The organism is Citrobacter sp. CK191 (assembly GCF_030333435.1).
Classification (GTDB): Bacteria; Pseudomonadota; Gammaproteobacteria; order Enterobacterales; family Enterobacteriaceae; genus Citrobacter_B; species Citrobacter_B koseri.
On the sequence record NZ_JAOWFX010000003.1, the window covers coordinates 421690 to 447323 of the forward strand.

A 25634-nucleotide genomic window follows, 5' to 3' on the forward strand; every position below is an offset into this window, starting at 1 on the left:
CCCTCTTAAAAATTACAAACGATCCCGACGACGCCAGAGCAACAGTAAAAAGAAAGGGCCGCCGACCAGCGCAATCACGATCCCCGCCGGTATTTGCAGCGGCGCAAAGGCCAGACGCCCGATGGTATCCGTGAGCAGCACCAGCAGAGCGCCAATGAGCGCACTGCCCCACAGCAACGCCATTTGCCCTCCGCGCAGGCAAAAACGCGCCATATGCGGCGCCATCAGGCCGACAAACCCCAGGCTGCCCACGCAGGAGACGCTGGCGGCGGTCAGAAAGACCGGCGCCATAAAACGCAGCAGCGCCAGATGAGACAGACGCACCCCGAGCCCGGTCGCGGTGTGATTACCCAGCAGCGCCACATCCGATGCTCTCGCCGTCGCAAACAGCAGAACAGCCGCAGGCAACGCCCACCCCAGCGCCACCCACAGCAACGGCCAGGTGGCGGCGTGCAGACTTCCGGCCAGCCAGACCAGCGCCGTTTGCACATCGCGGACATCGGCTGTCGTCATAAAAACGCCCATTCCCGCAGCAAAGAACCACGAGACGCCAATGCCGATCAGCACAAATCGCGGGCGGGAGAAATCACGGGCCAGCAGCATGACCAGCGCGGCGACCAGTAATCCGCCAGCAATACCCGCCAGCGGTCGCCAGACCAGGCTGACCGACGGGAAGAGCAGCACTAACGCCAGTACCACCACGCTACTCCCCTCTTTCACGCCGATAAGACCGGGGTCCGCCAGGCCGTTACGGGTAATCGACTGCATCGCCGCGCCAGCCAGCCCCAGCATTGCCCCACACAGCAGCGCCATCAGCAAACGCGGAAGACGGACATCCCAGACAACATACTGCTGCTGCTCCGTTAACGCCTGCGGAGAGAACAACGCACGCCCGATGGCGGAAGCCGGAACGGGAAGCGACCCCTGCAACACGCCCGAAACCAGCAGTACGGCGGCCAGCGTGGCAAACCCCAGCACACACCACACCGTTTTCAGCCGGACAAGGCGTGAGAATTTCCCCACCCGCCATGCGCGCAGCCCGGCACGCGCCAGAACAACGCTCATTTAAGAAATCTCGACGCAATGAAAATAAACACCGGCGCGCCGACCAGCGCGGTCATCACCCCTGTAGCCAGCTCCTGCGGGGCAAGCAGGGTTCGGGCAACAATATCCGCCAGTAGCAGCACAGCCGCCCCCAGCAGTGCCGCCAGCGGGAGCATCTGGCGAATGTCTTCCGTCACCAGACGTCTGATGACGCCCGGAACCAACAGCCCGATAAAACCCAGCGGCCCGGCGACGGATACCGCCGCGCCGCACAGCAGCGCAATGGCGATCATCGCCATCAGACGAATGCGCAGAATATTAACGCCCAACCCACAGGCCATCCGGTCGCCTAGCGCCAGAATATTCAGCCCCGGCGCTATCGCTACCGCCAGTACGACGCCAACCAGCGACGGCAGGAGGGCCTGGCGTACTTTTTCCCAACTCATCCCCGCGAGATCGCCCACCAGCCAGGTGCGCATCGCCAGCAACGTCTGCTCATCCAGAATAAGGATTGCCGCCGTGAGCGACGACACCATCGCCGACAGCGCCACGCCGCAGAGCGTGACCTTCAGCGGCGTCACTCCGCCACGCCCGGCGGAAGAGAGCGCCATCACCAACAAAAAGAGTGCCGCTGCGCCCCCTGCCGCAACCAGTGACTGACTGAGCCCCGCGACGCCCAGCGCGGTACACAGCACCACGGAGAACGCGGCCCCCGCATTCAGCCCCAGAATGTGCGGTTCGCCCAGCGGGTTGCGAATCAATGCCTGTAACAGAACGCCGGCTACGCCCAAAGCCGCGCCAACCAGCATGGCCGCAGCCATACGCAACAGACGCAGAGAGATAACGATTCGGTGATCAAAGTTTTTGGCATCGAAGTGAAATAACGCCTGAATGACGGTCTGCGGACTGACGGCACGCGCCCCGACGCCCAGATGAATCACCGCCAGCATAAACAGCAGCAGTAGCAAGACAGGAAGCGCCAGCAGAAATCGACCACGACGGCGGCCTGATGCGATGACCATAGCCGTCATTCTTCCGCTCCAGCCCTGGCACGAAACGGCATGAAGAACGGCTTTCCGGTCAACGGATTCACCGACATCTGCACATCGACGTCAAACACCGATTTGATCAGCTCCGGCGTACAGTGTTCTCCTTCATGTACGATCCCCTCCAGCCGCCCCTGCCTGAGAAAGACCAGCATATCGCCGTAATTCACCGCGAAATTGAGATCATGTAACACCACCACCACGGTACGACCATGATGGCGGGTCAGGGAGTGCAGAAGCTCAAGGATCTCTACCTGATAACGCAGATCGAGAAAGGTTGTAGGCTCATCCAGCAAAATAAACGGCGTTTGCTGCGCCAGCGCCATCGCAATCCAGCACCGCTGCCGCTGCCCGCCGGAGAGACTCTCCACCGGCAAATGGGCGAAGTCGGTTGTTCCGGTGAGCTGTAACGCCTGCTCTACGGCCTGTGCGTCATCATCGGTCCATTGCTGGAGAAAATTCTGCCAGGGAAAACGCCCGCGCGAAACCAGTTCAAAAACCGTTAACCCCTCCGGCACCAGCGGGGATTGCGGCAGGATGCCAAGCTGACGCGAAACCGCTTTGGTCGGCTGTTGATGAATCGCTTTACCATCAAGCAGCACGCTGCCGCCCAACGGCTTCAGCATTCGGGCAATCGTACTTAATAAGGTGGATTTGCCTGAGCCGTTCGCCCCGGCCAGCACCGTCATTTTACCTTGCGGGATAGTGAGGCAGACGTCATGCACGATGGCGTGGTGACGATAGCCAGCAGAAAGCTGTTTCAGCTCAATGCCCGTTCTGTGGGCGGTGTTTTCCACATGCTGTGGCATGTTCACTCCTGCGCCGTCGCAGCCTGGCAAAGCCAGCGCGCGCAGCCTTTCAAATAAAAATAAAACTCATTCTCTTTAAGATCTTGCTGGGTTGCGCTGTAGTAGTCAAGCAATTACGCCCTGTAGTTACATCACCGTACTCACGCAACAAAAACGCCGCAGAAAAAGACGAACAAACTTATAAAAACAGATAAATATCAATAAATTAAAAATTATTTTCCCGCAATAACACTACGGTTTTATGACGTTAACCCTGCTGTAGTTTCTTTTTCATTTTTACGTTTACTACTACAAACACCCATGATTGAATGATTCTCAATTACACATCTGACGCCGTTTACGTTGGTTAAAAGATGGATAAAACGCATGGCTAGCAAGCCGGGCAATGAACTGGATAAACCTGTTTCCCCTCCCGTTTTTGGCAGGGTATTTTGCGGAATAAATAAAAGATGGCTAAGTTAACTCCTTATTTTTCTGGGATGAAAGGGCGAGCGCTGTGCTCCGCTCTGTTTTTGGGTATCACGACGGCTCCTGCGGTCATGGCGGCGGAAAAAGAAAACTCGCCGCTCAAAAATGAAGAGACGATGACCGTGCGCGCAGACTCCTCTTCTGCCGATCAGGCCGTCACGTCAGGTTATCAACCGCTGAGTTCGTCCACCGCCACGCTGACGTCGATGCCGCTGCTGGATATCCCGCAGGTGGTCAATACCGTCAGCGACAAAGTGCTGGAAGATCAGCACGCCACAACGCTCGATGAAGCGCTGTATAACATCAGCAACGTCGTGCAAACCAACACGCTGGGCGGAACGCAGGATGCGTTTGTTCGCCGTGGTTTCGGCGCGAATCGTGACGGTTCCGTGATGACCAACGGTCTTAAAACCGTATTGCCGCGCAGTTTCAACGCGGCCACATCGCGGGTGGAAGTGCTGAAAGGCCCGGCCTCCACGCTGTACGGTATTCTCGATCCCGGCGGCCTGATTAACGTCGTGACCAAACGTCCGCAAACGCAATTTGGCGGCTCAATTTCCGCCACCTCCTCCAGCTTCGGCGGCGGCACAGGCCAGTTTGACATCACCGGGCCGATTGAAGGCACCCAACTGGCGTATCGCCTGATCGGTGAGTATCAGCACGAGGACTACTGGCGCAACTATGGTACTAACCAGAGCAGCTTCATCTCCCCTTCCCTGACCTGGTTTGGCGACAACGCGACGGTCAGCGTGCTCTATTCGCACCGTAATTACAAAGCCCCGTTCGATCGCGGCACCATTTTCGATCTCAATACCAAACAGCCGGTTAACGTGGATCGGAAAACCCGCTTTGATGAGAAATTCAATATCACCGATGGCGAATCGGATCTGGCGCAGCTCAATGCCGAATATCGCTTCAACAGTGCGTGGACGGCGAAATTTGATTACAGCTTCAGCCAGGATAAATACAGCGATAACCAGGCTCGCGTGATGGCTTATGATTCCGCTACCGGGAACCTGACCCGCCGCGTGGATGCAACGCAAGGCTCCACCCAACGGATGCACGCGACCCGCGCCGATTTACAAGGAAACGTGGATATCGCTGGTTTCTATAACGAGATCCTGACCGGCGTCTCTTATGAGAATTACGATCTGCTGCGCACGGATATGATTCGCTGTAAGAACGTGAAAGGATTTAATATTTACAATCCGGTCTACGGTACGCTCGGCAAATGCACCAGCGTCTCGGCCTCCGACAGCGACCAGACGATTAAGCAGGAGAGCTATTCCGCTTACGTACAGGATGCGCTGTATCTGACCGATAAGTGGATCGCCGTCGCCGGGATGCGCTATCAGTACTACACCGAATATGCCGGGAAGGGCCGCCCGTTCAACGTCAACACCGACAGTACGGACCAGCAGTGGGTGCCGAAATTCGGCATGGTCTATAAGCTGACCCCTTCTGTGTCGCTGTTCGGCAACGTATCGCGCGCCTTTATGCCGCAATACTCTATTGCCAGCTACATTGGCGATCTGCCGCCGGAAACCTCTACCGCCTATGAAGTGGGGGCGAAATTCGATCTCTTTGACGGCATCACCGCCAATATCGCCCTGTTCAATATTGATAAGCGCAACGTGCTGTACAACGAAATCGTGGATGGCGAAACCGTGGCGAAAACCGCAGGGCGCGTACGCTCACAGGGGGTGGAAGTGGATGTCGCAGGCTCGCTGACGCCCAATACCAATATCATCGCCAGCTACGGTTATACCGCAGCAAAAGTCACGGAAGATCCCGATTACAAAGGGAAACCGCTGCCTAACGTACCGCGTCATACCGGTTCATTGTTCCTGACCTATGACATTCACAACGCCTTTATGGGCAATACGCTGACCATTGGCGGCGGCGGACATGGCGTAAGCCGTCGCTCCGCCACCAACGGCGCGGACTATTATCTGCCTGGTTATTTTGTGGCCGATGCCTTCGCAGCCTATAAGATGAAACTGCAATACCCGGTGACTCTGCAACTCAACGTGAAAAACGTGTTTGATAAAACGTATTACACCTCATCCATTGCCACCAATAATCTGGGTAATCAGATTGGCGACCCGCGTGAAGTTCAGTTCACGGTAAAAATGGAGTTCTGATCCTTCTCGTCCAAATACCCTGTCAATTCTAGCAGGGTATTCCCGCTATTCCCTCACATTAAGATGAATAAACTCACACCGCCCAATGAACGCAAAAATGCGCGCCTCATCAACTTTCTTAACTGAACTGTATCAGATTTAACATTTTGTGATTTTTATCGCGGATAAATTTTAATCTTCCGCTATTTTTAAATTCCCTTTCACTCATGGAGGACGATGTAATGAAACACAAATCGTTTTATCGCCTCATTGCCGCAGGCGGTCTGCACTTCTGGTATAACCTCGATCCGCGTATTTCTAACGACTTTCCGCGTTAATTCTCCTTAGCCGTTCAACATCAATAAAAAATTAACTGAACACTACGTTTGGTCGGTATTTCTTGCGCCTGTTAAAGGCACAAAAATAACGTTCACGTAGCGCGACATGCTATTGGAGAAATAATATGAAACGTATTCCTGAGCCGTTCCGCATTAAAATGGTAGAAAACATTCGTATGACCACCTGGGACGACCGTGTTAAAGCGCTTGAAGAAGCGGGATATAACCCTTTTCTGCTCAAAAGCGATGATGTATATATCGACCTGTTGACCGACTCCGGCACTGGCGCAATGAGCGATCGTCAATGGTCAGGCCTGATGATGGGCGATGAAGCCTACGCCGGCTCACGCAACTATTACCATCTGTGCGACAAAGTAAAAGAGCTGATCGGCTACCCGTTCACGATCCCAACGCACCAGGGACGCGGCGCCGAGCAAATTCTGTTTCCCTGCCTGATTGCCCGCCGCAACGCCGAAAAACCGGTCTTTATTTCCAACTTCCACTTTGATACGACCGCCGCCCATGTCGAATTAAACGGCGCGAAAGCCATCAACGTGGTGACGCCAAAAGCGTTCGACACCACCTCATGGTACGACTGGAAAGGCAACTTTGATATCGACCTGCTCAACGCCACCATCGCGGAACATGGCGCAGAAAACGTCGCGGCGATTATCACCACCGTCACCTGCAACAGCTCAGGCGGCCAGCCGGTTTCCATCGCCAATATGCGCGAGGTGTATCAAATAGCGAAGCGGCACAATATTCCGGTGGTCATCGACTCCGCCCGCTTCTGCGAAAACGCCTGGTTTATTAAACAGCGCGAAGAGGGATACGCGGATAAAACGGTGAAAGAGATCGTCCGTGAGATGTACCAGTATGGGGATATGCTAACCATGTCGGCGAAGAAAGATCCGATGGTCAATATCGGCGGGCTGTGCTGCTTCCGTGATGATGAAGATCTGTTCAACGACGTGCGCATTCGCTGCGTGCCGATGGAAGGGTTTGTCACTTACGGCGGGCTGGCGGGGCGCGATATGGAAGCGCTGGCGATCGGCCTCGAAGAAGGGATGAATGAAGATTTCCTCGCCTATCGGATTAACCAGGTGGAATACCTGGGCGAACGGCTGCGCGAAGGGGGGATTCCAATCCAGTATCCAACCGGGGGCCACGCGGTATTTGTCGATGCGAAGCTGCTGCTGCCGCACATTCCGGCAGAACAGTTCCCGGCTCATGCGCTGAATAACGAATTGTACCTGGAAGCCGGGATTCGCAGCGTGGAAATTGGCTCTCTGCTGCTTGGGCGCGATCCGGCCACTGGCAAACAAAAACCGTCGCCAATGGAGTTACTGCGTCTGACGATCCCACGCCGGGTCTACACCAACGATCACATGGACTATATCGCGGATGCGTTAATCGCCGTAAAAGCCCGCGCCGCATCGATCAAAGGGCTGACTTTCACCTATGAACCGCCGGTGCTGCGCCACTTTGTGGCCCGGCTGAAACCGGTGAAATAACGTTCTGATACGCGCTCCCCTGCGGGAGCGCGATTCCGCTATTTAATACGATATTCAACGCATTCAGGTATGAGAAAAGCGGGATCGCCCTTTTCTCTGCACAATGACGGGCATAGCCACGCGAGGAAAACGCACTATGGCTACATTATCGGTCGCAAATAAAGCGCCGTCGCTGATCGGCGGGGCAATGATTATCGGTGGAACCATTATTGGCGCGGGCATGTTTTCTCTCCCGGTGGTGATGTCTGGCGCCTGGTTTTTCTGGTCACTGCTGGCATTAATTTTTACCTGGTTTTGTATGCTGCATTCCGGGTTAATGATCCTGGAAGCAAACCTGAATTATCATATTGGCGCCAGCTTCGACACGATTACCAAAGACCTGCTGGGAAATCGCTGGAATATTATTAACGGTCTGACCGTCGCGTTCGTGCTGTATATTCTGACTTACGCCTATATTTCCGCCAGCGGTTCGGTTATTCACCATACCTTTGCACAAATGGGGATCGTCTTTCCGGCCAGGCTCGGCGGGTTATTATTCGCCCTGGCGGTGGCGTTTATTGTCTGGCTAAGCACCCGGGCGGTGAGCCGTATGACGACCATTGTGCTGGGCGCTAAAATTCTCACCTTCTTTATGACGTTTGGCGGTTTGCTCTGGCACGTCCAGCCGACGATTTTACTCAATACCGCTGAAGTCAGCCCCAGCTACCTGCCCTACGTCCTGATGACGTTGCCGTTCTGTCTCGCCTCATTTGGTTATCACGGCAACGTGCCCAGTCTGATGAAATATTACGGCAAAGATCCGTTGACCATCCGCCGCTGCCTGCTACTGGGAACGTTGATGGCGCTGGTGCTGTATATCATCTGGCTGGTCGGTACGATGGGGAATATTCCGCGTCCGGCGTTTATTGAGATCGCCGAAAAAGGCGGCAATATCGACGTGCTGGTACAGACGCTGAGCGGTTTGCTGAACAGCTCAACGCTCGATCTGCTGCTGACCGTCTTCTCCAACTTTGCCGTCGCCAGTTCGTTCCTCGGCGTTACGCTGGGATTATTTGATTACCTCGCCGATCTCTTCAGGTTCGACGACTCGCCAAAAGGACGTTTCAAAACTGCGCTGGTCACGTTTCTGCCGCCCATCACCGGCGGTTTAATCTGGCCAAATGGGTTTATCTACGCCATCGGTTTTGCCGGGCTGGCCGCCACCGTCTGGGCGGCGATTGTCCCGGCGCTGCTGGCGCGCGCATCGCGCAAACGCTTTAACAGCCCGCACTATCGGGTATGGGGAGGCAACGCGATGATTGTCCTGATTTTATGCTTTGGGGCAGCTAACGCGCTTATCCATATTCTATCCAGCATTAACCTTCTGCCGGTATACCGGTAGTACGCCGTGCGCGGCGGCATAAAATAAAAAGGGAACCGCCGGGTTCCCTTTTCAACACTGGTGACGCGCTGTGCGAAGTGCGAAAGTCTAAAAGATCCCTTTCTGACGCACTTTACTCATCTTCTGCGTCGGCGCGTCTACGGTACTGAGATCGACTTCTTCAGCATTTACGGATTTAGCCGGTTCCGCCGCTGACGTGCGCCCCGTTACGCGCAGCTGTTGCAACAGCAGATGCTGCTGTTCCAGCAAGACTTTGAGCTGGGCGACCTCTTCACGCAGTTTTGCCGTCTCCTCATGCTGCGTGTTATCCGATGGCGCTGCGGCGACCTGCTGTTTTTGCAGGGCCTGCGCCATCAGCGTACGCATTTGCGCCAGTTGCTGTTCGCTGAAGTCTTTCTCTTTTTCTTCATCGCCATCGCCGGTCATGAGGGCGACGGGCAGCAAATTGCTCTCCTGCAATTCCGCGCAAAGGGATTCGAGGCTCAAACCTTCCCGGCTCAGGGATTCTGCAACATGGCTGCACAATTGCGGGTTGAGAAGATGCAATTGCAGGCCGGACAGATAGATATTGCGATGAAACTGGCGGATCTCCATGTTGGCGTCATTGACGTCGCTCCCGTCCCGCTGCACTGCGCCATACCATTTTTTTAGTTGCAGCATCGCGCGCAAATCCGCGCGCGATCGCTCTGGCGACAAATGCAATGAGAGGTTAACACGGCGGATCTGCCTGTTACTCATCGTCGCCTACCTCAACCATTTGCGGCGAATCAATCTGCTCAACGCCTGACTCAGCATGGTACAGGCAGATCTCGCGAGAGAGCGCGCTTTGCGGGTTGTCGAGCGTCACCACGCGTTCGCCGAGCGTCGAATAGGCCTGACGCAGAGCGGATTCGATCAGATGCGCGCCGCCGCCGACCAGATAAACGCGGTTAGGGTTTTTAGCGAATTTCTTCGCTTCATAAGCCACCTGATCGCCAAGTTCCTGAATCTTGATCTCGATCCGTTCAAGGATCTCGTCAATCCGCGATTCATCGTTAATGACGCTTCTGACAAAATCCAGATCGTTGCGACGCTTGATCAGCTCGTTCGCCACCAGGTAGCTGGAGTCGCTGTCCGCCGCCGCCAGTAATTTACGCGTGGCGTCCGTCACCATCGCCACGCCGATTTCGTTGTTGCCGTAAATTGCTGAAACATCGTCAAACTCGCCGACAATCACCCCCATGTCCAGCGTTGTCCCGCCGCAGTCGATGACCAGCGACTTGGTGAATTCATTCACGTTGGAGTTAAGCAGATGCGACAGCGCCGCAGGCAGGCTCTCCGGCATAACATGCACATCAACGATACGGAACAGCTCGCCTTTATTCAGCGAGATCTCACGCATCAGGTTGCGACGTTTCGCTTCGATGCGCTCATCGTTACGCTGGCAATCGTCCGGCTTGTAGAATTGCGTAATCGGCAGTGTGACGATAACTTCAACGTCACGCGGCGTCAGGCCGGTTTGCAGCAGCGCATGATGAACCGCCAGCAGATTCAAATCGTCATACTGGTATTCGATGTGCGTCGTGGAAAGCGCTTTATCCGAGGTCGCATCATAGGTGTATTTCGTGGTGCCGATGGTGTAGTTGTATACCGACTGACCACGCAGCAGCGCCGCGCTTTTCCAGTCCTTACGGAAGGAGTTCGGCGAAACAACGGTCTTCAGCGTACCGTTTTCAATCCAGCTAATTTTCACATTGGTTGAGCCATCATCAATGGCGAATTTCATACGTGTTGCGGTCATGGGTTTTAACTCAATCTAAGGGTCATTTTTACAGCATCGCCTCTTCCGTCAGAATGCGGCGAGCGCCGAGGTAATGCGATTGCCAGAAATCATCTGAAAGCTGGCTAATGCGGATATTTAGCCCGCTACGCGGGGCCTCAATAAACTCATCGTTTCCAAGGTAGACGCCAACATGGTCGGCGCCCGGTCGCTGGTTAATGTTAAAAAACACCAGATCGCCGCGACGGAGTTTATCTACGCGAATATGTTTAAGAGTGGGGTCCTGATACATGCCGTTTGCCGTGCGGGGTAGCTTGCGCTCCAGCACATGATTGAAGGCGTAGAAAACCAGGCCACTGCAATCAAATCCTTCCAGCGGATTTTTACCGCCCCAGACATAGGGCTTACCTAACTGGTCTTCCAGACGCTTGATGACGGTATGTAATCGGGACGCCAGTTTCGGGCTGATGCGCCCCGTTTTGTCCTTCCCTTTGCGCGCCTGACTCCACAGCGTGTCGGAGCCGCCCAGGCTACCGGGCTGCCAGCGGGCATGCATTGCCAGCATCTCGCGGTTTTTAGTACGGTCAGCCAGTTTTTTCGCCGTTTCCCGCTGCTTTTGTTCCGGCGTTAACGGTACGACGGCAGTCCGTTTTTTCACTTTTGCCATCAGCCGCTCGCGATTTTTTTTCCGCATCTGCAACGCGTTTTCCTGCTGCGTCATACCCGCTTCTACAGGCTTCGGCTTTGCGATGCTGTAGCCCGTCGGCATCAGCAATAACAGGATGAGAGAAAAAAAAGGTACCTGGCGGCACAGAACATGCCGGGCAGGTACAAAACGGACAGAACGGATGAAACGTTTCACAGCAATAACGATCTGATTAATGGTTTTTCGTCAGTTTATCGGTCAGCGGTTTAATGACTTTTTCGCCATGCTGCCCAAAGAACTGGTACAGAGAATCACTGGCGGAATGCGTCAGCACCATAATTTCAATGCGGCGGTTCGCGGAACTCAGCGGATGTTGCGGGTCAAGCAACATCTGATCCGCCATGCCGCTCACTTGCAGAATTTTGCTTTGATCCAGCCCCCCGGTGGTCAGAACCGCTCGCGCCTGCATGGCGCGTTCGCCGGACAAGTTCCAGTTGTTATAAAGCACCTGATCGCGAAAACGCGTGGCATCGGTATGGCCGGTGATGATGATCTTGTTGTCAATCTTGTTCAGCTCCGGCGCGAACTCCGTCAGTAAGCGTTTGAAAAACGGCGTCAGGATTGCGCTACTGCGCTGGAACATCTCGCGTTTTTGATCGTCCGAGACCAGAATACGCAGCCCCTGCGGCACAATTTCCATTTTCAGGTTGGCTTGCGCATCGTACGTCGAGGTGATTTTCATGATAATGCGCGCCAGATCTTCAATCTCATTACGCGAGCGGGCGTTCACATCGTCCAGGCTTTCCGTCTGTTTCGCCTGCTGAGCAACCTGCTTCTCCGCATCGGTCAACGGTTTTGACGACTCTGCCGTTTTCGACGGTTTAGGTGTTTTCGGATGACGGCTGTCAATCAGCGAAAGCTGCCCGCCCTGCCCCTCTTTTTGCGTAATGGGCGTTAATGAGTTGCCTTCAAAGACCGACTCGCCATTAAGCATGGAGACAATCTCTTTACGTTCTTCTTCCGTTACCGCGCCCATGATCCACAGCACCATAAACAGCGCCATCATTGCCAGCGTGAAGTCTGCGAAGGCCACTTTCCAGGCGCCGCCATGAAATTCATCATGGCTTTTACGCGAGGAGCGTTTGATGATCGTGGTATGTTCTTTGCTGCGGTTACGCATCAGGCATCACCCATCATCTGGTTTACCCAACCGTCCAGCGTCGCGAATGTCGGTTTCGTGTCCATCGGCAGCATTTTGCGCCCGGCATCGACCGCCAGCAGCGTCGGCTTACCGGCAACGTGGTTCACCAGTACGGTACGCACGCACTCCAGCACCGAGATTTGCTTTTTGGTGCGTTGCTCCATAGCGTTCGCCACCGGGTCCATCAGGCAGTAACAGAAGAATACGCCGAGGAAGGTTCCCACCAGAGCGGCCGCAACCTTCACACCGATGACCGCAATAGAGCCGTCAATGGATTGCATGGTAATGATGATGCCAAGTACCGCCGCGCAGATGCCGAATCCAGGCATCGCTTCCGCAGTACGTTGCAAAGAGCGGGACGGTTGCAGAAGGTTCTCTTCCATTGCCACCAGTTCCTGTTCGAGAATCCCTTCCAGCTCGTGCTCGTTGATTTTCCCCATCGCCATCAGGCGGAAGTTATCGGAGATGAACGTCACCAGCGCTTTGTCGTGCAGCATGAGGGGGTATTTCTGGAATAACGCGCTGTTTTCCGGTGCTTCGATATGCTCATCCAGCACCTTCAGGCCACCGTCCTGCACCAGTTCCAGCAGTTCATACAGCAGCATCAGCAGCTGGCGCTGATACTCATCGGTATATTCGTTTTTGCGCATAATGCCGCGAAACTGACGGTACATTTCGCTCAGCACCGCTTTGGGGTTCGCCAGTACCATCGCCCCCAGTCCCGCGCCAAGAATAATGATGATTTCACCCGGTTGCCAGAATGAGGCGAGGTGCCCGCCTGACAAAATAAAGCCGCCGACAACACACCCCATGATGATGAGAATACCTAAGAATTTCTGCATAAACCTTTCACTTCTGGAAAAAAGACTGAATTTTTTGCGCAATGATTTTATTGAGCTGACATACCCTGGCCTCGGTTAAATTGAGGACCAGCGCAATTTCCTTCAGGCTCATTTCATGCTGGTAATAGAGCGTGAGAATAAGTTGCTCACGCTCATCAAGACTCGCCAACGCGTTGCGTAGCGTTCTGCTGACGATGATCTCTTCTTCAAGCGGACGGCTATCCAGCGCCCCCGCATATACGTCATTACCCAAAAGATCGTCGAGACTCTCCAGCGTTTTGGCGCAATCGAGTAAGAGATATTCCTGATACTCTTCAGCCGTAATGGAAAGATGGTGGCTGATATCCTCAAAGCTGGGCGTACGCCCCAGCTGACGCGCAATCTCGCGGATCGCGTCATTGAGCTTATGCGTTTTCTGTCGCAAACGACGCGGACGCCAGTCAAGCAACCGCAGCTCATCCAGTACCGCGCCGCGAACGCGTTGTATGGCATAAGCGGCAAACTGCTCATCAGGATGACCGTAACGGCGCAACGAGGTTAATAACCCCATTAGCGCGATCTGTTCCATATCATCCCGATCAATAACGCTACTGGTCTGGTAAGCGAGTTGCTTCACCACTTTGTTGACGAGCGGCAGATACGTGCTGACATAGCGCGCTTCATCCGCAGGCGTCAGCGTTTCACTTGCGATAAAATCCATCATGTCCAATACGGCTTATCAATCACTGGAAGACCATTTTGCTGATGATGACGTCATCAAAGGGGACGTCCATCTTCAGGCTGTCAAATCTGGCGGCATAGGCGGCTTTGAGTTTGTCGTGCAGGTTGCTGACGCTTAGCGCACGCACGGCGTCATAGTCCATTTCAGAAAACAAATTGACGGTCGCCCCGCGAATCGCAGGGATCATGTCTTGCGCCGTCCGCGCGTTTTCCGCGCTCATGGTCGCCAGGTTCAGTTCCAGCATCAGATAACGCTCCGCATTACCTTTCCCTTTCAGGGTGATGAGGATGTTTTTAATTTCCACGAACTCCACCTGTTGCGGCGTGGAGGATTTAAATAAGCTCGTCAACGGATTGCTCTCCGATGCCGTGTCCGCGCGAAGTAGCCAGGTGCCGGCAACGGTTAAACATGCCGTCAGTAAAGCGGTAACCAAAGCGATCGCCAGCCCAAAGGAGATTGTTTTTGCGTTCATAAATGTCTTTTTGTTAAACGGTCAGTAATACCGAATCATCTTCACGGCGGGTGCTTTCTGATTCCGGCAGACCTGCCGCTATCTCATCTCCCGCCTGAATGATGGCGTGTTGTTGTGCGAACTGCTGTTCTTTGCCCTGCTGCTGCCCTGACTGAGAGGAGACCTGCACGTTTACCTGAACAAAGTTCTGTTCGGTCAGGCTCTGGCGCAGATCGTTGCTCGTTTGCTGAAGCGCACGATAGACCTCAGCATGGCTGGCGTTGATTTGTACCTGTACGCGCCCGTTATCAAGCTGCAACGAGATGTCGATCTTGCCCATTTCAGGCGGATCGAGACGGATAGTGGCGTGCTGGATCTGGTTCTTCACCTGAAGTTGCAGACGATCGCCCAACGCGCTTTGCAATTGCTGCGTCCAGCGGGAGGTTTCCGTATCAAGTTTTAATGTCGAGGTATGCGCAGACATTGCATCAGGCGTCACCGCCGCCGTTGGCGTCGTGGAGACAACGGAGACCGGCTGCGCATTCACTGTCGGCGTCGCCACAGCGACTGCGGTCATAAGCTGCGGCGTAATGTGCTGCAACCCTGCGGTTGGCGTCTGCGGCGACTCGGTCGCAGGCGTTACGTTAACCCCTGCCGCCAGCGTCGGGCGCAGCGTTGGCGATAACGCCCCCTTCTCCTGCAACTGTCCCGCCAGTAACGGCTGCGTCTGCAACGTCAGCGCATTCATCTCGTTTTGCGAACGACCCGCGTAGCTGACGGGTTTAACCGGCATCTGCCCGGTCATCAACAGCGCCTGCAACAGCTGCTGCTGCGCATCGTCTTTCAACGGAGAGGCATCCTTCTGATGCCGATCGCCCGTATCGTCCTCGTCCTGCACGCTCACCGGCTGCGCGCTGACGGTAATCCCCAGGGCATTTTTGCCCTGCCCGCCCATCAGCGTGCTGACAACATTCATCAACGCATCGTTGAATCCTGGCTGCGTCTGCCCGGCAGATGACTGAGCGCCGCTCTGCCCGGCGATCGTCTCCGCCTGCATCGGCAAACCGGAAGCGTGCCCCGCATTTTGAGAAAGATTGAGAATATCCATTACCCCATATCCTCTGCGTCCATAAACGCGGCATACGCCGTCGCACCTTCACGATTGCGCATGGCGAGCGCCATTTTGTTCGCAATAATGTCGCTCTGCCCCTGACAGTAATCGCGCACCTGACGGTGGATTTCCCGCAGCTCGTCCAGGGCTTTGCTGTCTGCCGCGTCCAGGGGTTTACCCCGGACAGCGGTAAGCAATTCAGCAATCTTCAGGTCAACATTCCGTACGGCAGACCAGTTATGGTCGGCTGCGGCCTGGCGTAACGCCTGCATCAGCGTTCGCATCGTCAACGCATAGCTCATGTTCCCTGACCCATTTTTTCCCAGCCGTCCTGAATATTGCCGAGGATAACTTCCACCTCTTCAATATTTTCGACAGACAGCTTGTGGCTGGCGTCATAGAGACGGTAAACGCAGTAGTCATAAAGATTCGCCAGACTTAATGCCAGCTCGCCGCCTTTTTCAAAATCCAGCGCGCTGGTCAGCGCGTTCAGGATGTCGATGCATTTATTAATGCTTTGCGCCTTACGTTCGTAGCGACGCGCCGCAATATGGCTTTTCGCGCGTACCAGTTCGTCCATCAGGCCATTGAACAACATCAGCACTAACTGATGCGGATTCGCTGCTGCGGCCTGAATCGCCAGGTCAGATTGGTGATAGAGGCCGAAGCCTTCCTGCTCGTTACCGTACATTGAAAGTTAAATTCCCTAAGAATTAGCTAAACATACTCATGGTGTTATTCATCTGCGTCATGATCGACTGTAACTGCGTGAACTGCTTCAGGTAGCGGTTATAGGAGGACTCATAACGCGTGTTCATTTTTTCGGTTTTGGTGTCGATGTCGCGCTGCTGTCTGTCGAGCGTTTCCTGGCGACCTTTTAATAAACCGGTGCTGGTGTTCAGGTATTTATCCAGCGATTTATCCATCGCTTTAATCAGCCCGTTATTCCCGTTGAAGAAATCAGCGACCGATTGCGGATTTGATTTCAGTTGCTCATTGAGCGTGTCGGCGTCGATCGACAGCTTGCCGTCTTTGTCGGCAGTAATGCCGAACTTCGTCATGTTTTGATCGCCGAAGGTGCCGCGCAGCATGTTGCTCAGATCGTTGGTTAACGAGGAGATACTGGCATCACCGGCAAACGCGCCGCGCGAATCAGAGCTGCTGCCGGTCGCCGTCAGCCCGGAGATGGTGTCCTGCAACGTGTTATAGGCATCGATAAAGGCCTGGATTTGCTCCTTTGTCCCCGTGGCATCCGTGTCGACTGAAATAACCAGCGGCTTGTTGGCTTCGGTGGTGCCGGTCAGTTTGATCGAAACGCCGTCTACCAGGTTATCCAGGGTATTGGAGCTGCTGGAGTAAACGGTGCTGGAATCGCCAACGGTGAATTTGGCATCTTTACCGGCGGTAATCACATTCTCGCCATTAAAGATATCCTGACCGTTGGTCATGCCGCTGGTATCCAGCTGAATATCGTATTTCTCGCCGCTCTGATCGCTGCTCATCATCAGCGTCACCTTGCCATCAATACGCATCAGCGAAGCGGTAACGCCGTTTTGACCGTCGTCAGAAGTCGCGGTGTCAGACGCGCTCGGGAAATCCGCATTATTGATGGCGTCGGCAAAATCAGCGAGGCTGTCTAAATCATCCATCTCAATTTCAAGGCTCTCGCCGTTGAGATTGATCTTCAGCGTACCGCTGGCGTTTTTAATCGCCTCATCATCAAGCCCGTCAAACCCTTTCTGCTGCGCAGAAGCCAGTTGGGTGACGTTCAGGCTGTATGTCCCTTTACGGGCAGACGCGCTGGCGGTGATGGTCGCGATCCCTTCCTGGTTCATGGTCGCGGTATTTTTCAGCACGCTGGTGCTGGAGGAATTCAGCCCGGTGATTGCCGAACGGAAATCCGACAGGGCGGTACGCAGCGAGGAAAGCGCTTTTTTCTGCGCTTCCAGCGTGGAAGTCTGTGATTTCAGCGAGGTTTGCAGCGCAAGAATGTCATAGCCTGCCAACTGTGTGGCCAGTGTCGTTGGATCAAAATCAGACATAGTGGGTTTCTCCGGGCACGCGCGCCGCTTTCAACATACAGTAGATAAAGCAACTATCGTGCCAATTTTTTAATAAGTATTTATCAATGAGTTACGTAAGAGGAGGAATGTCCCCTTCCGCAATTTCCGGCAGAAGGAAGCGCATTGCCGGATACAAAAACACCGCCATACAGCGGTGTTTTAGGGGCAGATATCCGCGAAGGATTAACCCAGCAGAGACATCACCATGCTGGACATGCTGTTGGACTGTTTCAGCATGGACATGCTGGTTTGCGCCAGCATCTGGTTACGGGTCATAGAGGAGGCTTCGCTGGCGAAGTCCGCATCCTGAATGTTGCTCAGCGCCAGATCGGTGTTGTCTTTCATGTTCGCCAGGTTAGCCGCGGTGTGGCCCAGGCGGTTAATGCTCGCACCCATTTTGGAACGCACGGCGCCGACGTCATTCAGCGTAGTTTCCAGGTTGTTCATCAGATCTTTCGCGCCGGCAGCGTCAGTAATGTTGATGCCGCTGGCCGAGTAGTAGCTGCTGCTTGTATCGCTAATCGTGCCAAAACCGCCGCTGGCATCAATCAGCGAGTCGGTGCCAGAACCTTTCAGCTCTTTAGACAGATCAACCTGCATGGTTTCATCGGTGGAAGAGCCAATCTGGAAGTTCATCGCTTCGCCAAACTTACCGGAAGCGCCGAACAGTTTGTCACCTGCATAGGAGGTGTTGTTCATGATGTTCTGCAACTCAGAGTTCAGGTCGTTCAGCTCGGCGTTGATGGCATCGCGGTCTTTGGTGGTGTTGGTGTCGTTCGCTGCCTGGGTGGCAAGGTCTTTCATGCGGTACATGATGTTGCTCACTTCGTCGAACGCACCTTCGGAGGTCTGTAGCAGCGCAGTGGCATCAGAGATGTTGCGTTGTGCAACGGCCATGCCGTTGGTCTGACCCTGCAAACGGGTGGCAATCTGTAGACCCGCCGCATCGTCCGCTGCGGAGTTAATACGCTTGCCAGTACCCAGACGTTCCATTGCGGTGGACAGCAGATTGTTGGATTTATTCAGGGCATTGGTGGATGCCATGGAAGAAGCGCTGGTGAAAATAGAAAGCGACATAGATATTCCTTATTCATTCAGGTCATTCATTCGTTGTACTGACTCAAAACGACACATCCATTTCGAAAATTAAATCCGACGACGTTCGAATGACCATTTTTCAGACAACCCGGGGAAAAATGGCGAAGAAAGACGGCAAAAAGGAGCAGCACGGCAACAGCTGACACAAAAAAAGCCGCACCCCGCGCAGGATGCAGCGTCATAAGAACACATCGCCTGCCTTTCCAGGCAAGCGGCGGCTTACTGTTAACCCAGCAGAGACATCACCATGCTGGACATGCTGTTGGACTGTTTCAGCATGGACATGCTGGTCTGCGCCAGCATCTGGTTACGCGTCATGGAGGAGGCTTCGCTGGCGAAGTCCGCATCCTGAATGTTGCTCAGCGCCAGATCGGTGTTGTCTTTCATGTTTGCCAGGTTGGCCGCGGTGTGGCCCAGACGGTTAATGCTCGCACCCATTTTGGAGCGCACGGCGCCGACGTCATTCAGCGCCGTTTCCAGAGAGTTCATCATCGCCGTAGCGTCGGAGGCGCTCCCGATGTTGATACCGGAAGCGGTATTGTTCCAGTCACCGATACCCGAGAAACCAGAAGCGCTAAACAGGCCACTCGCTGTACCGCCTAGTTCATCACCCAGGCTCACGGTCATGGTTTCTCCAGAGGAAGAACCAATCTGGAAGTTCAGGGAATCGGCAAATTTACCGCCAGTACCGAATAATTTATCGCCCGCATAAGACGTGTTGCCCATGATGTTTTTCAGTTCGGCATTCAGGTCGTTCATTTCAGCGTTGATGGCATCACGGTCTTTGGTGGTGTTGGTGTCGTTCGCTGCCTGGGTGGCGAGATCTTTCATGCGGTACATGATGTTGCTCACTTCGTCGAACGCGCCTTCTGCGGTTTGCAGCAATGCGGTGGCATCAGAGATGTTACGCTGCGCAACGGCCATGCCGTTGGTCTGACCCTGAAGGCGAGTGGCAATCTGCAAGCCCGCCGCATCGTCCGCTGCGGAGTTGAGGCGTTTGCCGGTGCCCAGACGCTCCATTGCGGTGGACAGCAGATTGTTGGATTTATTCAGGGCATTGGTGGATGCCATAGAAGAAGCACTGGTGAAAATCGAAAGCGACATAATATATTTCTCCTTGGATTACCTGTCTGTTTTATCAGGTTCTTGTCGTTGCTGACTGATAAAAACGACCCACCACAACGAAAAATTAAATTCATTTAATGAAAATTTATTTAAAGATTTGTCACCCTCTTTTTTCAAGACGAAAAATATCCAATTAATTATTCTTATTATACCATCCTCAATAAACCACCTTTAGCCCGGCAATAAAACCAACCCCATAATTATACAATCAAGCGACACAAACGATAAAAAAATTAACTCCGCCCCTTTATTTTTTCTTGTTTATTGTTTTAATCTACCAAAAAATATACCCACACCCCATGAAAGGAGATTGATGAACACAAATTTTTCACATTCGCAGGGCCTGATTTTACATAAGGATCTTTTAACTATTTCGATTAACTTTTAATCAGAAGAATTAATAACAAGGCGAATCTTTCACTGCAAATGAGGTTGCACATCACATTTTTATCGCGTAAAAAGAGCGCCAGGAAAAGATGATTCCGCGATAATCAGAACAACAGCAGGCCGCTGGTGTCTTGTTTCTGAGTGCTGTTCAGGCTGAAAAACAAACTCAGCCATCGGCAAAAGCGCTTTTCGTTTCCTCACCTCCCGCAGGCAAGCGGCATTCATTAAGAATTTCAAATGGAATTAACAGATAGTCAACATCCGTGTTCAGGCTATATTTTCTTGCGATATTTAGCCGTTGCATTTACTGGGGTGGTATATCCATCGATGAATAAATGAATAAACGCTATTACTCCGTTAATAACTGGCTGGTTGATATCCCCTCGGGATCTATTCTCCATTTAACAACAGGGGAACGTAAACGTCTGGGAGAATATCAACTCAAGCTCCTTGAAACGCTCATGCAAGATGCGGGAAAGATCTTTACGCGTGAAGAACTCACCACGCTGGTCTGGGAACGCCGCGTCATCGGTAATAACAGTCTGCCCAATGCCATCCACGCGCTGCGTACGGCACTGGAAGACGACGGCAAAAAGCAAAAAATCATCAAAACCATCCCTAAAAAAGGGTATTTGCTTGAGCCTGATTATTGCTGCTTTATCGAAAAAGAAGAGAGCGAGGTTCGCGATCCCGAAGAAAATCATCTTCCGCTGGAAGAAAACGCCCCCTCCGATTTAGCCGGGGAATATGAGGTTGTCGACGAGACATCACTTCCTGTCGCGGAACAAGTGAACGATATCGTCCGCGTAACGCCGCCTGCAACGACCAGGCCAGTGAAAAAATCCATCCACTGGACCACCGTGTTTTTACTGCTCGCGCTGACGGCGATCGGCAGCATACTCTTTACCGGCTGGTACATGAAACTGAAAGGCCATGAGCATCTGGTCGCCCAGGAGATACAGCCTAACGTTTACAGCAACATCAACCTGTATTCCATTGGGACGAGCAGCGAGCCGTCTTATGACGCCAATAACTTGTATACCAAGCTGAAAGACACTTTTTATACCATTAATCAGCAGATCAAAATGCAGTCAGTCAGGATGAGCGTCTACTTTAGCATCACCAATTCATCGCTGAACTACACGTTCGCCCTTACCAGCCAGTGCGACAAAAAGCAGTTAGCGATGACGATTTATCACTGGCGTATCGATCCGACACGGCTGAACAACCTGATTATGCGTGAAACCCGGAGAAAACTGAATGAAATGGCAACATGCAAAGAAAGTTAATCTTGTGATTTTGTTGAGTATTTCCGTGCTTCTCGCCATCGCATTCGGCACCAGTGCCCTCACAGGCGGCGCAGAGCGCCCCAATACGGATGTGGAAGGGACTTTCCAGCTTGGTTTCTATGACCTGATGTCGCAGACGAAAGAAATTTATAATTCACGGATGAAAACAACGAAAGGCACCATTCTGGCGACCATTACCAGCCCTGATGACAATCGTTTCGTACTAAAGGAAAAATTTACGCCGACGTCAGGGAAAAACGGCAAACTCTATTTTTACCTGACGCCCATCTACTACACCACCACGCACAAGGGGCTGATGATAGATGGTCTGGTCGATATGCTGATGAACACCAATTTCTGGATGGAGCCGCTGGCATTTAACGGGCAACCGTTGGTAGTAGGGCAAAGTGGGTCGATTTTTCTCTACCCCATCCAGCAGTAAGTCAAAACCGGAGGCGGAGGCCCGCTTCCGGTTACGATAATCACCCCAGCAAATTTTTTACCGTCGCCAGCCTGACGTTGGCCTGCGCGCCCAGCGCCCTGGAGAGGGTGCTGTAGCTACTGGCGCTGCTCGCCAGCGCCTCTCCCAGGCCGCGCGCGGTTTCCCGGGCCTGCGCCGGGCTGTATACCGTCGCCATATCATTGATGCGCGACGCCACGCGCTCCTGCTGTTGACGAAGCCTGCTGCGCTGGGTGGTAATGTGCTCCAGCGTATTTTGCAGCTTTACCTGGCTTTCCCTTTCCCGACGCGTCGCCAGCGAAACAACCTCATCACTGCTTGCCGTTTCCGCCTGTGGCGTGAGCAACGTAAACGCATCGGCGGGGAAATGTCTGCCCTCTCCGCGCACGGTGAGCTGTTGGCTGACCCGCTCCCAACGGCTTTCATCCACGCTGAACATCAGTTGCCCGTTTGCCGTCTGACGCGCATGAATCCCCAGACGGCCCAGCCCCACATTCAACTGGGTCAACGTCTGACGCGGCGTCGCCTCTTCCGGCAACGAAATGGCGGTCATCTCACGCTGCCGCCCGCCCAGTGAAAATACCAGCGTTTCTCCCCCCGGCTGGCTGAGAAGTTTCTCACTGCCGGGAAGCGTAAAGTTAACCGTGCTTTTTTGCTCCAGCGACGCGGTCAGATGGCGATCGACAGTGCCGCCGGAAAGCTGCGTCCGACGCATCAAATGCTTTTGCAGCGTATTCGCCGGCTGCGTCGCATCGCCGCGAAGCGACGACTGACGTACCTGCAACAATTGCGTTTCCGTCTGCGCCAGATAGCTGTCAGCCTGCTGCACTGCCGTGAGTTGTTGATTTAGCTGTACGTTGTAGCGCATCGGACGGCGGGACAACAGCGCCGATTCGGGGAACTCATTGCGGGTCGCGGTGATTTCTGGCGCGTTGACGCGGCCGACCGTTTGCGGCGCATCAATGCTTCCGCGCCCGGTTGCGGGCGCGGAAGTCGTAAGGGACGTTGTTTTTAAACCTACCTGCATAACAATTACAACAGACTAAACAAGTTAAGCTGACTCACCATACTGTAAGCCTTATTAGTGATCTGCACCGACTGCGTATACAGTTGCAGGTTGATACTGGTGGTCGCCCAGTCCGTTTCGGACAGGTCCCGTACAACCTGATCGTTCGCAAGGCTGACATCGCTGTGCGCATCGCTGAGCAGCGTCAGGCGGTTCTGACGGCCGCCAAGATCGGTGAAGAGGCTGGAGATGTTATCGCTGGTATTTTGCGCGACACCGATCATCTCCTCCAGTTCGTCTTTATAGTCAGCGTAATTCGCGTTCGGGTCCTGCATTTTGTCGCTGAGCGCTTTCAATTTATTCAGCATCTCAAGGTCGTTTCCTGAACCGGAGAATGCCTGAGCAACCTGGGTGTTTTCCGTAATAGAGACGCCGTTCGCAACAATCGTTTCGCGGCTGCTGTCATTGCCGCCGTACACATACTGCCCTTTCGCCTCGTCCCACGTTACCGTCTGGCTGTCGGTCTGCGTGCCGGAAAACAGATAGCTGCCGTTTTCATTTTTAGCGTTCAGGGTGGCGACCAGCGAATCCAGCATTGAAGAAAGCTCCATGCCGTAACCCGCCATATCTTTCTGGCTGAGCGTACTGTTATTCGCCAGCTTCAGCTTATCGCCGACCGCCAGCATCTGGTTACTGAGCGCGGTGATGTTCGACTCCTGAATCGACAGCGCGCCGCTCAGGCTGGAAATATTGCTCTGATACTGTTTAATCGCAGACTGCTCACGGTTCAGTTGCACCAGACGACTTGCGGAAACAGGATCGTCAGACGGCACATTAATGCGCTTTTGCGTCGACATCTGCTCCATCAACTTACTGATACGCGTGCCGTTAACGCCTAATTGCGCCAGCATGGCATTTGAGTTGTAAAGACTACTAATACGCATAATTTAAATTCTCTGATGGCGCTTAAAACATCCCCAGCAGGTCGCTGAAGATCTGATTTCCGGTGGAGATCACCTTCATGTTCGACTGGTAAGCCTGCATGTAGATCTGTAGATTAATCGCCTCTTCATCCTGGTTTACCGCGCTCAGGTTATCGCGCTGATTCTGCGCCTGGTCGCGCACCGTCGACGCCGCTTCCATTTCTGTTTTGCTCTGCTTACTGGCAATACCGATAGTGGAAATGATCGCCGCCGCCCCTTCGCTCAGGCTCATATTTCCCAGACCCGGAATATCCGTTTTCTGGTTTTTCAGTTCGATCAGCGCCTTCAGATTATCGCCGTTGCCCGGTACGCCCGTGCCGTCGTCGGCCTGGATGCCGGACAGCGCCAGTTCTTCAGGCTTCAGATCCGTCACCTGCAACATGCCCGCAGGATTGCTCGGATCGAAAGTAAACAGCGGCTTGCCTGAATTGCCATTCAGGTCATAGCCCTTCGCCAGCTGATCGTTAAACAGTTTTGCCACCGATTCCGCCATCCCTTGCACCGAATCTTTCATCTGTTGGAGGGTGCCGGTTTCATAATCATACAGCGCGCCAAGTTGACCGCCCGCCGACGGGTTCAGCGTGAACTCGCTGGTGGAAAATTTCAGCGTCAGCGTGGAGTTGCCGTTGGCGTCCTGCCCCGCGCTGAGCTGCCCGGCGACCTTACCGCTCACCAGCGGCTGACCGTTCGCCATTGAGACGGTGTACCCGCTGGAACCATCGTCCGTCACCTTCACGTCCGCCAGCGTACTTAACTGTTTTACCAGTTCATCACGCTGATCGCGCAGTACGCTGCTGTTACCGCCGGTTGACTCCATGTCGGTAATTTTTTTGTTGTAGTCCGCAATACTGGTACTCAGGGTGTTGATCTGGTCAACCATCGCGTTGCGCTGGGTGTTGATCGACTCTTTCTGGCTGGAGATGAAGTTGTTAACGTTATTGAAGCGGGTCGCCAGCGCGCCCGCCTGGTTAATAAGCTGCTGACGCAGCGCCGGGGATTCCGGCGTCTGGGTCAATGCGCTCAGGGCGCTGACAAAATCATCCAGCCCGTTACCAAGACTGGTAGAGTCGGTGCCGATCACCTGTTCCAGCGCGCCAATATATTGATTTCCGGTTTCGAAATAGCTGGCTTTCGAGTTGGTCTGCCACACCTGATTAACCAGATACTGACTGGAGATGCGGCGAATACTGTCGACCTGTACCCCGTTCCCGGCGGTAAAACCCGCTTCCCCCATTGGGCCGATGGAGCTTTGGATAATGCCCTGGCGGCTGTACCCCGGCGTCAGCAGGTTAGCGATGTTCATCGAGGTGACATTCATGCCCACCTGGGCTGCCTGCAAACCGCTGAAGGCAATATTAATCATACTCATGGCTTACTCCTGCCCGCGCATTACCGGAACCACAGGCGTTTTAAGTTCTTTCGGTTGCTCTTCTAAAGCGGTCATTTCATCCGTTTTCTTAAGCGGCGTATTCACCTGCGGCGAAAGCTGGTTGATGATCATCTGGGTAATCCCGGTGCTGCGCTGAGACGCCAGGTCAGACGCCAGTCGGTCATCGTAAAAATCACGCATCATCCGCTGCTGTTTGCTGTTGAAAGGGTTGTCTTCCCCCAGCACATCGGACGCCTTGCGCATTTGCGACAGCATGGAACGCAGCATCAGCGCCTCAAACTGTTCGGCGGCCTGTTCAAGATTCTGCGGCTTTACCTGCCCGGAGAGATCGCCGGGCAGAATCGCGGTTTGTCGGTTAATGGCATTCAGCATGGTATTT

26 protein-coding genes are annotated in these 25634 nt (G+C 53.8%); 6 read left to right on the forward strand and 20 right to left on the reverse strand.

The annotated features are described in order from the left end of the window. Positions 1 to 12 precede the first annotated feature (12 nt). From OGV82_RS01945 to OGV82_RS01955, 3 genes are read right to left on the reverse strand one after another with little or no spacing between them, the layout of a single operon-like run. Positions 13 to 1065, reverse strand: coding sequence for a FecCD family ABC transporter permease (locus OGV82_RS01945; protein ID WP_047458603.1), 1053 nt, complete (start codon positions 1063 to 1065; stop codon positions 13 to 15). Further along, a complete protein-coding gene (locus OGV82_RS01950; RefSeq protein ID WP_101743919.1) occupies positions 1062 to 2075 on the reverse strand; it encodes a FecCD family ABC transporter permease in 1014 nt (337 codons plus the stop codon). The genes OGV82_RS01945 and OGV82_RS01950 overlap by 4 nt, the downstream gene beginning before the upstream one ends. Beyond that, on the reverse strand, positions 2072 to 2899 hold the full coding sequence (locus OGV82_RS01955) for an ABC transporter ATP-binding protein (RefSeq protein WP_012133664.1): 828 nt from the start codon (positions 2897 to 2899) through the stop codon (positions 2072 to 2074). Before OGV82_RS01955 ends, OGV82_RS01950 begins: the two co-directional genes overlap by 4 nt. Positions 2900 to 3348: 449 nt before the next feature. Between OGV82_RS01955 and OGV82_RS01960 the strand changes: the two genes are divergently transcribed. From OGV82_RS01960 to mtr, 4 genes are all read left to right on the forward strand, one after another. Further along, positions 3349 to 5511 (forward strand): TonB-dependent siderophore receptor, encoded by a 2163-nt coding sequence (locus tag OGV82_RS01960; protein ID WP_101743920.1) that lies wholly within the window; start codon positions 3349 to 3351, stop codon positions 5509 to 5511. Positions 5512 to 5732: 221 nt separating this feature from the next. Continuing rightward, positions 5733 to 5828 carry a tryptophanase leader peptide gene (gene tnaC / locus OGV82_RS01965; protein WP_024130621.1) on the forward strand — a complete coding sequence of 32 codons (96 nt, stop codon included), beginning with the start codon at positions 5733 to 5735 and terminating at the stop codon, positions 5826 to 5828. A gap of 125 nt (positions 5829 to 5953) precedes the next feature. Beyond that, on the forward strand, positions 5954 to 7342 hold the full coding sequence (tnaA, locus tag OGV82_RS01970) for a tryptophanase (protein WP_071259965.1): 1389 nt from the start codon (positions 5954 to 5956) through the stop codon (positions 7340 to 7342). A gap of 136 nt (positions 7343 to 7478) precedes the next feature. After that, entirely contained in the window at positions 7479 to 8723 is a 1245-nt protein-coding gene (mtr, locus tag OGV82_RS01975) for a tryptophan permease (protein WP_024130622.1), read from the forward strand. Positions 8724 to 8810: 87 nt separating this feature from the next. Here the strand turns inward: mtr and OGV82_RS01980 are convergent, their stop codons facing one another. The 13 genes from OGV82_RS01980 to OGV82_RS02040 form a co-directional block, all read right to left on the reverse strand. Next, the gene (locus OGV82_RS01980; protein WP_012133670.1) at positions 8811 to 9461 is read right to left on the reverse strand and encodes a hypothetical protein; all 651 of its coding nucleotides are present in this window, start codon (positions 9459 to 9461) and stop codon (positions 8811 to 8813) included. Beyond that, on the reverse strand, positions 9454 to 10488 hold the full coding sequence (gene parM, locus OGV82_RS01985; RefSeq protein ID WP_196491298.1) for a plasmid segregation protein ParM domain-containing protein: 1035 nt from the start codon (positions 10486 to 10488) through the stop codon (positions 9454 to 9456). The genes OGV82_RS01980 and parM overlap by 8 nt, the downstream gene beginning before the upstream one ends. Positions 10489 to 10531: 43 nt before the next feature. Next, positions 10532 to 11344, reverse strand: coding sequence for a C40 family peptidase (locus tag OGV82_RS01990; RefSeq protein ID WP_308385075.1), 813 nt, complete (start codon positions 11342 to 11344; stop codon positions 10532 to 10534). 16 nt (positions 11345 to 11360) lie between these two features. After that, a complete protein-coding gene (lafU, locus tag OGV82_RS01995; protein WP_012133673.1) occupies positions 11361 to 12308 on the reverse strand; it encodes a putative lateral flagellar export/assembly protein LafU in 948 nt (315 codons plus the stop codon). After that, entirely contained in the window at positions 12308 to 13171 is an 864-nt protein-coding gene (gene motA, locus OGV82_RS02000) for a flagellar motor stator protein MotA (RefSeq protein ID WP_012133674.1), read from the reverse strand. Before motA ends, lafU begins: the two co-directional genes overlap by 1 nt. Positions 13172 to 13178: 7 nt before the next feature. Further along, the gene (locus OGV82_RS02005; protein ID WP_012133675.1) at positions 13179 to 13874 is read right to left on the reverse strand and encodes a FliA/WhiG family RNA polymerase sigma factor; all 696 of its coding nucleotides are present in this window, start codon (positions 13872 to 13874) and stop codon (positions 13179 to 13181) included. Positions 13875 to 13893: 19 nt separating this feature from the next. Next, positions 13894 to 14364 carry a flagellar basal body-associated FliL family protein gene (locus OGV82_RS02010; RefSeq protein WP_012133676.1) on the reverse strand — a complete coding sequence of 157 codons (471 nt, stop codon included), beginning with the start codon at positions 14362 to 14364 and terminating at the stop codon, positions 13894 to 13896. A gap of 13 nt (positions 14365 to 14377) precedes the next feature. Continuing rightward, entirely contained in the window at positions 14378 to 15451 is a 1074-nt protein-coding gene (locus OGV82_RS02015; RefSeq protein WP_012133678.1) for a flagellar hook-length control protein FliK, read from the reverse strand. Then, on the reverse strand, positions 15451 to 15756 hold the full coding sequence (locus OGV82_RS02020; protein WP_012133679.1) for a hypothetical protein: 306 nt from the start codon (positions 15754 to 15756) through the stop codon (positions 15451 to 15453). The genes OGV82_RS02015 and OGV82_RS02020 overlap by 1 nt, the downstream gene beginning before the upstream one ends. Further along, entirely contained in the window at positions 15753 to 16145 is a 393-nt protein-coding gene (fliS, locus tag OGV82_RS02025; protein WP_012133681.1) for a flagellar export chaperone FliS, read from the reverse strand. Before fliS ends, OGV82_RS02020 begins: the two co-directional genes overlap by 4 nt. Before the next feature lie 22 nt (positions 16146 to 16167). Continuing rightward, complete coding sequence (gene fliD / locus OGV82_RS02030; RefSeq protein WP_047458617.1) at positions 16168 to 17496, reverse strand: flagellar filament capping protein FliD; 1329 nt, start codon at positions 17494 to 17496, stop codon at positions 16168 to 16170. A 204-nt stretch (positions 17497 to 17700) separates the two neighbouring features. Further along, the gene (locus tag OGV82_RS02035) at positions 17701 to 18594 is read right to left on the reverse strand and encodes a flagellin N-terminal helical domain-containing protein (protein WP_024130627.1); all 894 of its coding nucleotides are present in this window, start codon (positions 18592 to 18594) and stop codon (positions 17701 to 17703) included. A 246-nt stretch (positions 18595 to 18840) separates the two neighbouring features. Continuing rightward, positions 18841 to 19719, reverse strand: a complete 879-nt coding sequence (locus tag OGV82_RS02040) for a flagellin N-terminal helical domain-containing protein (RefSeq protein ID WP_286462607.1) — start codon at positions 19717 to 19719, stop codon at positions 18841 to 18843. 743 nt (positions 19720 to 20462) lie between these two features. Between OGV82_RS02040 and OGV82_RS02045 the strand changes: the two genes are divergently transcribed. Next, positions 20463 to 21416, forward strand: a complete 954-nt coding sequence (locus OGV82_RS02045; protein WP_047458621.1) for a winged helix-turn-helix domain-containing protein — start codon at positions 20463 to 20465, stop codon at positions 21414 to 21416. After that, positions 21388 to 21858 carry a hypothetical protein gene (locus OGV82_RS02050; protein WP_047458624.1) on the forward strand — a complete coding sequence of 157 codons (471 nt, stop codon included), beginning with the start codon at positions 21388 to 21390 and terminating at the stop codon, positions 21856 to 21858. Before OGV82_RS02045 ends, OGV82_RS02050 begins: the two co-directional genes overlap by 29 nt. A gap of 40 nt (positions 21859 to 21898) precedes the next feature. On the opposite strand, the gene OGV82_RS02055 is transcribed toward OGV82_RS02050, so the two are convergent. The 4 genes from OGV82_RS02055 to OGV82_RS02070 are packed head-to-tail and all read right to left on the reverse strand — an operon-like array spanning position 21899 to position 25627. After that, positions 21899 to 22903: a hypothetical protein gene (locus tag OGV82_RS02055; protein WP_101743921.1), complete on the reverse strand. Its 1005-nt coding sequence runs from the start codon at positions 22901 to 22903 to the stop codon at positions 21899 to 21901. 5 nt (positions 22904 to 22908) lie between these two features. Then, the gene (gene flgL / locus OGV82_RS02060; protein WP_071818870.1) at positions 22909 to 23826 is read right to left on the reverse strand and encodes a flagellar hook-associated protein FlgL; all 918 of its coding nucleotides are present in this window, start codon (positions 23824 to 23826) and stop codon (positions 22909 to 22911) included. A 22-nt stretch (positions 23827 to 23848) separates the two neighbouring features. Next, entirely contained in the window at positions 23849 to 25234 is a 1386-nt protein-coding gene (gene flgK, locus OGV82_RS02065) for a flagellar hook-associated protein FlgK (protein WP_012133692.1), read from the reverse strand. A gap of 3 nt (positions 25235 to 25237) precedes the next feature. Beyond that, the gene (locus OGV82_RS02070) at positions 25238 to 25627 is read right to left on the reverse strand and encodes a rod-binding protein (protein ID WP_012133693.1); all 390 of its coding nucleotides are present in this window, start codon (positions 25625 to 25627) and stop codon (positions 25238 to 25240) included. Positions 25628 to 25634 lie beyond the last annotated feature (7 nt).

Bases quoted from the DNA above. Each gene is read 5' to 3' on its own strand.
- tnaA (WP_071259965.1), top strand. From the start codon at position 5,954: ATGAAACGTATTCCTGAGCCGTTCCGCATTAAAATGGTAGAAAACATT.
- OGV82_RS02020 (WP_012133679.1), bottom strand. From the start codon at position 15,756: ATGAGCTATGCGTTGACGATGCGAACGCTGATGCAGGCGTTACGCCAG.
- OGV82_RS01960 (WP_101743920.1), top strand. From the start codon at position 3,349: ATGGCTAAGTTAACTCCTTATTTTTCTGGGATGAAAGGGCGAGCGCTG.
- motA (WP_012133674.1), bottom strand. From the start codon at position 13,171: ATGCAGAAATTCTTAGGTATTCTCATCATCATGGGGTGTGTTGTCGGC.
- OGV82_RS01950 (WP_101743919.1), bottom strand. From the start codon at position 2,075: ATGACGGCTATGGTCATCGCATCAGGCCGCCGTCGTGGTCGATTTCTG.
- OGV82_RS02055 (WP_101743921.1), bottom strand. From the start codon at position 22,903: ATGCAGGTAGGTTTAAAAACAACGTCCCTTACGACTTCCGCGCCCGCA.
- tnaC (WP_024130621.1), top strand. From the start codon at position 5,733: ATGAAACACAAATCGTTTTATCGCCTCATTGCCGCAGGCGGTCTGCAC.
- OGV82_RS02070 (WP_012133693.1), bottom strand. From the start codon at position 25,627: ATGCTGAATGCCATTAACCGACAAACCGCGATTCTGCCCGGCGATCTC.
- flgK (WP_012133692.1), bottom strand. From the start codon at position 25,234: ATGAGTATGATTAATATTGCCTTCAGCGGTTTGCAGGCAGCCCAGGTG.
- fliD (WP_047458617.1), bottom strand. From the start codon at position 17,496: ATGTCTGATTTTGATCCAACGACACTGGCCACACAGTTGGCAGGCTAT.
- flgL (WP_071818870.1), bottom strand. From the start codon at position 23,826: ATGCGTATTAGTAGTCTTTACAACTCAAATGCCATGCTGGCGCAATTA.
- OGV82_RS02035 (WP_024130627.1), bottom strand. From the start codon at position 18,594: ATGTCGCTTTCTATTTTCACCAGCGCTTCTTCCATGGCATCCACCAAT.
- OGV82_RS02005 (WP_012133675.1), bottom strand. From the start codon at position 13,874: ATGATGGATTTTATCGCAAGTGAAACGCTGACGCCTGCGGATGAAGCG.
- fliS (WP_012133681.1), bottom strand. From the start codon at position 16,145: ATGTACGGTAACGAGCAGGAAGGCTTCGGCCTCTATCACCAATCTGAC.
- OGV82_RS01955 (WP_012133664.1), bottom strand. From the start codon at position 2,899: ATGCCACAGCATGTGGAAAACACCGCCCACAGAACGGGCATTGAGCTG.
- OGV82_RS02045 (WP_047458621.1), top strand. From the start codon at position 20,463: ATGAATAAACGCTATTACTCCGTTAATAACTGGCTGGTTGATATCCCC.
- OGV82_RS02050 (WP_047458624.1), top strand. From the start codon at position 21,388: ATGAAATGGCAACATGCAAAGAAAGTTAATCTTGTGATTTTGTTGAGT.
- lafU (WP_012133673.1), bottom strand. From the start codon at position 12,308: ATGCGTAACCGCAGCAAAGAACATACCACGATCATCAAACGCTCCTCG.
- mtr (WP_024130622.1), top strand. From the start codon at position 7,479: ATGGCTACATTATCGGTCGCAAATAAAGCGCCGTCGCTGATCGGCGGG.
- OGV82_RS02040 (WP_286462607.1), bottom strand. From the start codon at position 19,719: ATGTCGCTTTCGATTTTCACCAGTGCTTCTTCTATGGCATCCACCAAT.
- OGV82_RS02010 (WP_012133676.1), bottom strand. From the start codon at position 14,364: ATGAACGCAAAAACAATCTCCTTTGGGCTGGCGATCGCTTTGGTTACC.
- OGV82_RS02015 (WP_012133678.1), bottom strand. From the start codon at position 15,451: ATGGATATTCTCAATCTTTCTCAAAATGCGGGGCACGCTTCCGGTTTG.
- parM (WP_196491298.1), bottom strand. From the start codon at position 10,488: ATGAAATTCGCCATTGATGATGGCTCAACCAATGTGAAAATTAGCTGG.
- OGV82_RS01945 (WP_047458603.1), bottom strand. From the start codon at position 1,065: ATGAGCGTTGTTCTGGCGCGTGCCGGGCTGCGCGCATGGCGGGTGGGG.
- OGV82_RS01980 (WP_012133670.1), bottom strand. From the start codon at position 9,461: ATGAGTAACAGGCAGATCCGCCGTGTTAACCTCTCATTGCATTTGTCG.